The sequence below is a fragment of the Bradyrhizobium sp. genome (assembly GCF_027451485.1).
Classification (GTDB): Bacteria; Pseudomonadota; Alphaproteobacteria; order Rhizobiales; family Xanthobacteraceae; genus Bradyrhizobium.
In genome coordinates, this window is record NZ_DAIDJE010000153.1 from 1 (window position 1) to 9302 (window position 9302).

General features: G+C 62.1%; 6 protein-coding genes. 3 read left to right on the forward strand and 3 right to left on the reverse strand.

Translation table 11 applies throughout. The features are described from left to right. From hypD to hypE, 3 genes are all read left to right on the forward strand, one after another. Nucleotides 1-1081, forward strand: a 1081-nt coding sequence (hypD, locus tag NEZ08_RS18665; protein WP_367278432.1) for a hydrogenase formation protein HypD, incomplete at its 5' end; no start/stop codon positions are given. Next, nucleotides 1056-3341, forward strand: coding sequence for a carbamoyltransferase HypF (gene hypF / locus NEZ08_RS18670; RefSeq protein ID WP_298110062.1), 2286 nt, complete (start codon nt 1056-1058; stop codon nt 3339-3341). The genes hypD and hypF, both read left to right, overlap by 26 nt. Next, nucleotides 3341-4348, forward strand: coding sequence for a hydrogenase expression/formation protein HypE (gene hypE / locus NEZ08_RS18675; RefSeq protein WP_298110065.1), 1008 nt, complete (start codon nt 3341-3343; stop codon nt 4346-4348). Before hypF ends, hypE begins: the two co-directional genes overlap by 1 nt. 113 nt (nt 4349-4461) lie before the next feature. Here hypE and NEZ08_RS18680 read toward each other — a convergent pair whose 3' ends face one another. From NEZ08_RS18680 to NEZ08_RS18690, 3 genes are all read right to left on the reverse strand, one after another. After that, complete coding sequence (locus tag NEZ08_RS18680; protein ID WP_298110067.1) at nt 4462-6384, reverse strand: hypothetical protein; 1923 nt, start codon at nt 6382-6384, stop codon at nt 4462-4464. A 489-nt stretch (nt 6385-6873) separates the two neighbouring features. Continuing rightward, nucleotides 6874-8367, reverse strand: coding sequence for an HlyD family type I secretion periplasmic adaptor subunit (locus NEZ08_RS18685; RefSeq protein WP_298110071.1), 1494 nt, complete (start codon nt 8365-8367; stop codon nt 6874-6876). A gap of 431 nt (nt 8368-8798) precedes the next feature. After that, nucleotides 8799-9302: ATP-binding cassette domain-containing protein (locus tag NEZ08_RS18690; RefSeq protein WP_298110073.1), on the reverse strand; the 504-nt coding region annotated here is incomplete at its 5' end.

Below are 9302 nucleotides of genomic sequence, written 5' to 3' on the forward strand. Positions count from 1 at the left end.
TCTGAAGCTCGATGCCCCTATACGCGTAATGAATGTATGCGGCGGGCATGAGCGATCGATCTCGATGGCGGGTTTGCGTGGAGCCTTGCCGGAGCAGATCGAATTGATACCCGGGCCAGGCTGCCCGGTATGTGTCTGCCCGGAAGAGGACGTTTTTGCTGCGATTGAACTGGCGCTGAAGCAAGGCGTGATCCTTGTCGCTTTCGGCGACATGCTTCGCGTCCCGGCGAACGTGCCGAAAGGACAGCCCCGATCGCTGGAGCAGGCGCGGGCTGCGGGCGCCGACGTCCGTCCGATCGCCTCTCCGCGGGAGGCGGCGAAGATCGCGCTGGCTCATCCCGATCGCGAAATCGTTTTTTTCGCGGCAGGCTTCGAAACGACCACAGCGCCGGTCGCCGGTCTCGCCGCCGAGGGCCTGCCCTCGAATCTTTCCATTCTCCTGTCCGGACGGCTGACGTGGCCGGCGGTCGCGATGTTGCTGCAGAGCGAAAAAGCCGGATTCGATGCACTGATCGCGCCGGGCCACGTTTCGACAATCATGGGTCCCGAAGAGTGGCGCTTCGTACCGGAAAAACACCGAATTCCTGCCGCGGTCTCCGGCTTCGAAACTGAAAGTTTGCTCGCTGCGCTCTATTCCGTCCTGCGTCAGCACCTGGAGGGGCGCCCCTTCCTGGACAACTGCTATCCCAAGGTGGCCAGGCCCGGCGGCAATCCTACGGCGAGGCGTTTGCTCGAGGAGACATTGGATGTTGTCGATGCGAACTGGCGCGGGATTGGTATCATTCCACGGTCCGGCTTTGCATTGAAGCCCGAATTCGCTCGTTCGGACGCAGCCCGGCGTTTCGGCTTGCATGCCGATGCGACACGCAAGCGCGCCGGCGAAATGCCGCCCGGCTGCGATTGCGCGCGCGTCGTGCTCGGGAAGATTTACCCAAATCAATGCGTCTTGTTCGGCAAAGCCTGCACCCCGCGCAACCCCATAGGGCCTTGCATGGTATCGGACGAGGGGGCCTGCAGGATCTGGTGGTCGTCGGGTATAAGGCAGGCAGCAGCCGATGAGCACGCACCAGCCCGATACTGACCGGCTTGCCGCGCGCAGGATCGTCGTCAGCGGCCGTGTTCAAGGCGTCGGTTTTCGACCCTTTGTCTATCGCATCGCGCGTCGCCTCAACCTGCACGGCTGGGTTCGCAATAAAACCGGACAGGTGATCATTCATGTCGAAGGCTCTCCACACGATCTCGAGCGTTTCGAGACCACGCTCACTCGCCGGGCGCCATCCCTTTCTAGGCCGCATCTCGAGAATGCCCGTGACAGCCTCCCGGAACATACGCGTGACTTCAGGATACTTGAGAGCGACGGAACAGCCGAACCGGACGTCCACCTGCCTCCCGACCTCTTTTGCTGTGACGATTGCATCGAAGAACTCTCGCGGCCGTCCGAGCGCCGATATCGCTACCCTTTCACCAATTGCACCCAGTGTGGTCCGCGCTACACGATCATCCAGGCATTGCCCTATGACCGGTCCCGCACATCGATGCGCGATTTCGCGTTATGCGGAGATTGCCGCGCCGAATACGAAAACCCGCTCGACCGGCGCTTTCATGCCCAGCCGCTCGCTTGCCCGGTGTGCGGACCGGCGCTGACGTTCATACAGGCAAACAGTCCGCAAATTCATGGCAAGGCTGCTCTCGGCGCCACGCTTGACCTCCTGCGCAAAGGGGGCGTCGTCGCAGTGAAAGGTGTCGGCGGGTATCACTTCATGTGCGATCCTGTCGATGACGAAGCCGTGCGCAGGTTGCGCAGCCGCAAGCATCGTCCCGACAAGCCGCTCGCCGTCCTGTTTCCCATGGAGGGCGAAGATGGTCTCGGTGCGGTGCGCCGCTTTGCACTGCCGGATGATGTAGAGGCGCGCGCCTGTGCTGATCCCGAGCGTCCGATCGTCCTGATGCGGCGCCGTTCCGATTGCAAGCTTAGCGACGCGCTGGCGCCGGGATTGTCGGAGATAGGCGTGTTTCTGCCCTATAGTCCACTGCATCATTTGTTACTTTCGGAATTCGACGCGCCATTGGTCGCGACTTCCGGAAATATCAGCGGCGAACCGGTGATTACGGACAATGACGAAGCGCAGGCGCGGTTGACAAGAATCGCTGACGGCTTCCTGCACCACAATCGTCCCATCGTTCGCCCGGCGGATGACTCCGTTGTACGGGTGATTGCCGGTACGAGGCGTCTCATCCGCAGTGGCCGGGGCGTTGCCCCGCGGGAACTCGATCTGCGGGTGCCATTCGAACGGCCGCTTCTCGCCGTGGGGGGCCATATGAAAGGCGCCATCGCGCTCGGCTGGGACAAGCGATGTGTAATATCTCCCCACATCGGAGAACTCGACACGCCGCGCAGCGTCAGAATATTCGAACAGGTGATCGGCGACCTCCAGACGCTCTATCGGGTCGCGCCGCAACACATCGTTTGCGATGCCCATCCGGGCTATGCGAGCACGCGCTGGGCACTGGATCAGAATGTTCCTGTAACGCGGGTCCAGCATCATGTTGCGCACGCTTCGGCCGTTGCCGGCGAATATCCCGACGTGCCGCGTTGGCTCGTCTTTACGTGGGACGGTGTTGGCCTCGGCAATGACAACGAATTGTGGGGCGGCGAGGCCTTTGTAGGGGCCGCCGGCGCCTGGCGCCGCGTCGCCAGCCTGCGGCCCTTCCATCTTCTGGGCGGCGACCGCGCCGGCCGCGAGCCCTGGCGTTCGGCGGCCGCGCTTATGTGGGAAACCGGCCGCGATTTTCCGCAAGGGCAGTGGGGTGGACCACTCGCGCATCAAGCCTGGCAAAGGCGCATCGGCACGCATCGCACATCCTCGGCAGGCCGCCTGTTCGATGCCGCAGCCGCATTGGTCCTCAATGTCGATGTCGCCAGCTTTGAGGGGCAGGGTCCGATGATGCTCGAGAGTGCAGCCGCACAAACCCGCGAGGCCATTGCGCTTCCGCTGTCCCGCGATGAACAGGGCATTCTCCGCATGGATTGGGAACCGCTCCTGCCGATGCTGCTCGATCAAAGGCTGTCGCCCGAACGCCGCGCAGGCCTCTTCCACGAAAGCCTGGCTCAGGCCGTCGCCACTCAGGTTGCCATGCTGGCCCGAACCGAGTCCTTCGACGCCGTCGGCCTCGTCGGCGGTGTCTTTCAAAATCGCCTGCTCGCAGAACGCGTCACCGCGTTGCTCTTCGACACCGGAATTCCGGCGCACTTGCCTTCCGCCGTTCCTGCCAATGACGGCGGGCTTGCCTTTGGGCAGTTGATCGAAGCGGCGGCGCGCCCGCAAACAGGGGGCATCTGATGGAAGATCTTCACATTTCGCTCGCCCACGGCAATGGTGGCCGCCATATGCGTGAACTGATCGCGGAAGTCTTCGCACGCCATCTCGCCAATCCGGCGCTCGACGTTCGTCTCGACGCGGCACCGCTGGCGCTTGCTGGCGGTCTTGTTCCGTTCATAACGACGGACTCCTTTACCGTTCAGCCGTTGGAGTTTCCCGGCGGCGATATCGGTTCGCTCGCGGTCAATGGCACGATCAATGATCTCGCGGTCAGTGGCGCCGTCCCGAAGTTTCTGACCCTCAATGCGATTATTGAAGAGGGGCTGGAGGTCGCATGCCTCGACCGGGTTGTAAGAAGCCTCGCGACCGCCGCGCATTTTGCGGGTGTGTGCGTGGTGGCAGGCGATACCAAGGTCGTGCCGCGCGGGCAGGGCGGTGGGCTCTATTTTGCGACCACCGGCATCGGCCTTTGCGCGCCGGACGTGAATTTGGGAATGAACCGGATTCGGGAAGGAGATGTGCTGCTTGTCAGCGGGCCCGTCGGTGATCACGGGATTTCGGTCATGCTTGCGCGGGAAGAGTTCGACTTGCGCGGCGAGGTCGTCTCGGACTGCGCGGCGGTGACGCCGCTGACGCAGCCGATCGCGGCGATGAGCGGCGTTCGCTTCATGCGTGATCCGACGCGGGGCGGCCTCACCACCGTCGCGCATGAAATTGCCCAGGCAATGTCGATGAATGTCCGCCTGTTCGAACCGCAAATCCCCGTTCGCGATTCGGTCCGCTCGGTCTGCGAGATATTGGGATACGATCCTTATTATCTCGCGTGCGAGGGACGCGTCGTGGCCGTCGTCGCGCCGGAGACGGCGACCGACGTGTTGGCCATTTGGCGCGAGCTGCCTGACGGCAAAGATGCCAGCGTGGCCGGTACGCTGAGCGCGGGCGCCGGCCGGGTCGTGCTCGAGACCGAAATCGGCGGCGAACGTTTTCTCGAAGAGCTTGAGGACGATCCGCTGCCCAGAATCTGCTGATGTGGCGGCCGAAGCGCAAGGACGGGATATCTCGGTCAGCGGAAGTGACGCCCCTGTCGCAAGATGTGTGACAAGGGCGCGCGCCGCCGCAAATGCGCTTTTTCAAACGCTCGTCAGTGCCACATGTGCTCGAATTGGAGATGGTGGCTGACGTGCGAGAACTGATCAGAGAAGCCGGCGGCGTTTCCAGCGTCCGCGGTGAGTATACTTTCGTTGCCGCCCTGGCTGCTGCCTGCGTTGCTGCTGACGGCAGTGCTGCCGGAATTGCCGCTTATCGCTGCCGTCAACGTTGCGACAGCGGCACTGATGGCGCTTGTCTGTCCACCTTCCAGGGCCTGGACCAGACTGGCGATGTCGCCGGCAATGGCGCCGGAAAGCATCGACGTTGAATGTGCCGCTTGATCGGTCGTGGAACCGGATCCAGCCGAAACGGGGCTTCCTGCACCCGCGCCAGCGTGCGGATCGGTGACGCCAAACCCGTTGTTCGTCAGCCCTTTGACCGGATGATCGGTGGGCTGGTCGTTGCCATCAACATTGCCTGATGTCGGAGTGTTGGCATCCGCGATCTGCGTTGTGGTCGCGCCGGCGACGGTTGTCGCTGTTCCCACATACGTTCCGCCGCCATTTGGATTATTGTTTCCGGAAACGTCCTGGGCGTCGCCGACATAGCCGTCGCCTGCCGCGATAAGTTGGGCTGCATCCGTGGCCGAGACGGTGCCTCCATTGTTCAGGACGTCATGCAGCGCCTGGAGAGCTGTATTGGTGTCTGCCTTAAGCGTACCGCCAAGAAGCTCGTTGTCGAAGCGGGCACCGAAGATGCCACCCTGCGCGCCGTCGAACGATGCGCCGAGTTGTTCATAACCCTGAACCTGCTGGATCAGCGCATTAAGACCCGCGTTATCCAGATGGGCGGTTCCGTTGGCTTCCGCCGTGAGCGCGTTATTGAGATTGTTTGCGCCGGCAATGAACGCCGACCAGAAATCGGTCTGCGCCTGATTGTCCTGAAAGTGCGTGATGGTGCCTTGCAGATATCCCGCTTGGTTGGCCAAGCCACCATCATGGCTTGGCACGAACGTGCCTGCTGTAAAATTAGCAGCCGTGGCTGTCGGATTGCCGGCACTTGCCGCTAGCGCCGGATCGGTCTGCACGATATCGATGATGTCCAGCAGGTTGTCGTTGGTCGCCCGCGCCGCGACGTTCGGGTTCGTGGCATAGGTGGCATCGAAGTCGTTGATCTGGAGTTCGACCTGGTTGAGCACGGTCTGGAGATGGACGCCCGTGAGGGCCTGTGCTGCGCTGTCCGAGATGCCCTCGGACAAGGCGAGCGCATGCTCTGCCGCTGAATTGGCTTGAATCTCCGCAAGCCCTCCATTGTTGATGAAGTTCTGCAGACCAGCGGCGACCGCCTTCATGTCGGCGTTGAACTCGGCAAGATTGTGAGAGTTAAGCCCCCCGGCCGCAAGGTTCGTCGCCGCATTGAAGACTGTGCCGATGTCGGACAGGCTGGCGCCGGCCTTGGCAGTGGCAATCGCAGCTGAATCGTCGGCGGCCTGGGCCGGAAGCGATTGAAAGCCTTGATCGGTGGCGCCGGTACCGGGATTGCTGACCCCGTTCGCCGCGAGCGCGTGTTGCAGGTTGGTGTCGTTGGCGATCTCACTCAGGATCTGCTGCTGCTCCGTGTGAATAATTCCCTGCGCTGCGATTGCCGCCGCACTGTTGCCGACCGCCTGCGGCGCTGCTGCCGCAAGATCATTGAGCTGCCCCAGGATCTCACTCAGTGTATTGGGATTGGATGGTGTGACCGCCGTGCCATTGACGGTCGCTCCATCGGTCATTGCCAAAGTGATGTCAGCCTTGAGAGCGCTGATGTCTGCTTCATACATGCTTGCGTAGTTGAGTTGATTGCTGCTGTCGGCTGGTTCTGCCCAAAGGCCGCCCTCGCTCAGTCGAACGGCGTCGTTGAAAATGAGACCTGCCTGTCCGACGTCATTGGTTGTTGCGCCTAATGCTGTCGCCCGATCGGTCGCAATGGTCATTGCTTAGCCTCCCTGCAGTTGCGTGTGGATTGGTTGCACATGGTGTCCGGATCGATGGTCGTCTACACGCCCGTCGAACCGCTTACTCTGCAAGGCGAACGACTTTTGCATAAGCGCATCATGTCGCGAGTCGCCATTGCATTCTTTCCTCTGGAACACCGTCTATTTCGGAGCATCCTTAGGGAGCATGTTGGAAGTGTGTCTGCAGTTTGGCTTGTCGGCTGCATGATTGCGGCGAGTCTTCAACGGCGTTTCTTCGCGAAGGGCAGTGACGCCAGACCGGTTCTACTCACGGCATGCGACGGCTTGAGAGGTGATGTGTGACTTCCAGTTCACCGGACTGTTGGCGTGCAGACGCCCCGATCCAGGTTGCAAGCGTCGCATTGAGCAGGCGCAGGTTCGGCGGCCGAGACGGCGGGCGGCAACTGCATCCGTCGGCGATCCGCTCCGCATTTGACGGAGCGGTTAACCCGGGATCGCGACTATTATTCACTGTTCGACAAAGGCGCGGCGCATCTGGTCGGCGATTGGCTTGAGAAGATAGCTCATCATCGTCCTGCTTCGCGTCTGCATGAAGACTTCGGCAGGCATTCCCGGCACGAGCTGCTGACCGGCAAGTCGCCGGCGCTCCTGGTCGGACAGCACAACTCTCACCGTGAAATAAGGTGCGCCAGTCTGCGGGTCGTGGCTGGTGTCGGCCGAGACATATGAGACGGCGCCGGTGAGCTGCGGCGTCACTCGCTGGTTGAACGCCGAAAACCGGACGAATGCCGGCTGACCGGTGCGCACCTGGTCGATATCCCGCGGCTGCAGCCGCGCCTCCACCTGCAAGTCTTCCGCGTCGGGGACGATTTCCATAATGGTGTCGCCGGGCCGAATGACGCCGCCGATGGTGTGAGCTGCAAGCTGATGAACGATTCCGGATACAGGCGCATGGATCTCGATACGATCGAGCAGGTCGCGCGCCGAAACGCTACGCTCAACCAGCTCGGCCTCCTTGCCCTGAGCTTCGCCAAGTTCTTTCACGACGTCGGTCCGGAAATCCTGATCCGCACGCACCATCTGCAATTGTGTTTCGCCGATCTTTGATTTCGTCTCGGCTATCGAGGACAGGATTTGGCCGCGTTCGCCGTCGATGCGCGCGGAGTCCCGCTGCAACGCCGTCAGCCGGGCCAGCGGCACCAGGTGCTTGTCATAAAGCTCCTGTACGCCGTTCAATTCGCCCGCAATCAGCTGCAGCTGCTTGGCCTTGGAGTCGAGCTGTGCCTCGAGGCCTGAGATTTCCTCTGTCAATTGCGCCACGCGCCCTTGCAGCAGATCCTTCTGGCTCTGGCGCGCGGTCAGGCGGGCCTTGAACAGCGAATCCTCCGACGCAAGCAGGCTCTTTACCGTCTCATCCGCCGAACGCGATGCAAGCTCCGCTGGAACTTCCATTCGCGCGAGGCCGTCGCGCTCGGCGACCAGACGGGCGATCTTGGTCCGCACCTCGTCGAGCTGCTTGCTTACCATCTGCAGACCGGCTCGTGCCTGCGTGGCGTCCAGCCGCAACAGGAGCTTGCCGGTCTGTACCCGGCTGCCGTCATGCACGTCGATTTCGGCGACGACGCCTCCAGTCGGATGCTGAATATTCTTGACATTGGATTGCACGACAAGATTGCCGGGCACGACGACGGCTCCTGCGAGAGGCACGAACGCGGCCCAGCCTCCCCCGAGGACTGCGGCAGTGAATAGAACCCGAAGGCCGGCACGCAGCTCGTGTTCGAACGCCCATTGCACGCCCGTCTGCAGGCCAAGCAGCTTCACGTCAGGAGGAGGCGCGCCACCGCGATCGAGAATAAAGTCGGCGCCCAGCATCAGACCGTCTCGACACTTGCCGATCAGGTCCACAACCGCCGTGTTGACGGTGGTCTGGCGGGTAGCCGAATCGACGACAGCGTCCCCCTCGCCAATTCGCGAGGGGCGTGAATCCTCGGACACGGGCATGGCTGGCGCGGTCCTGTCCAAATCCATAAGGACGGGATCGCGCGGAAACAAAGGCGGGCTCTGCCGATAGGCCGCAGGTACGACCGGCTCGACCCGGGAATTTCTGCCGTCCTTCTCCCGGACTGGAGCCCCAACGCCGAACGGCCTCAGGCAAACATCGATGGCCAGCTTGATTTTGCTCTTGTTGGGTCTCGGATTGCGCGCCTTCTGTTGGCGCTTGCGCGGGTCGTGACGTTTTTGCGGGTCTCTGCGCCTGGGCGGGCGAGCCGGCTGCCGGCTGTCATCGCGGTCACCGTCGAGCGCCTGCCGTAATCGCTGTAACTCCAGAATCAGCGCTTCGCCCTGTGGTCCTACGTCGTCGGTGTAAGGCCCTCCGCTCCAGTTCCGCGCAGATTCGTCGTGGCGTCGATCGTCCTTAGTGTGGCGCATGGCTAGACGTGCTCGGCGACAGCGGCGTAATGCGGTGCGGGGCTGGGTTTGGGGCGCGTCTGGCCTCTCGGTGTGCCCTGCATCTTGGATGCGCCGACGCGAGCAAATATCTCCTGGCACGAACCGAAGGCAATCGATCTTCCCTGGTAAAGCACGAGTGCCATGTCCAGCGCGGCAATCACGCTGGGGCGATGCGAAATCACGATCACGATGCTCTTGCTTTTACGCAGGATCAAAATGGCGCGGCCCAACGCGATCTCGCCATCGGTGTCGAGATTCGCGTTGGGCTCGTCGAGCACGACCAGAAACGGATCGCCATAGACGGCCCGCGCGAGTCCGATTCTCTGTCGCTGGCCCGCCGACAGCGCCAAGCCACCCTGACCGATTTGGGTCGAATAGCCATTGGGCAGGCGTAGGATGAGATCGTGAACACCCGCGATCTGTGCCGCCTTGATGATCGCCTCGGATGTCGCGCCCTGATCGAAGCGGCAGATGTTTTCGGCGAC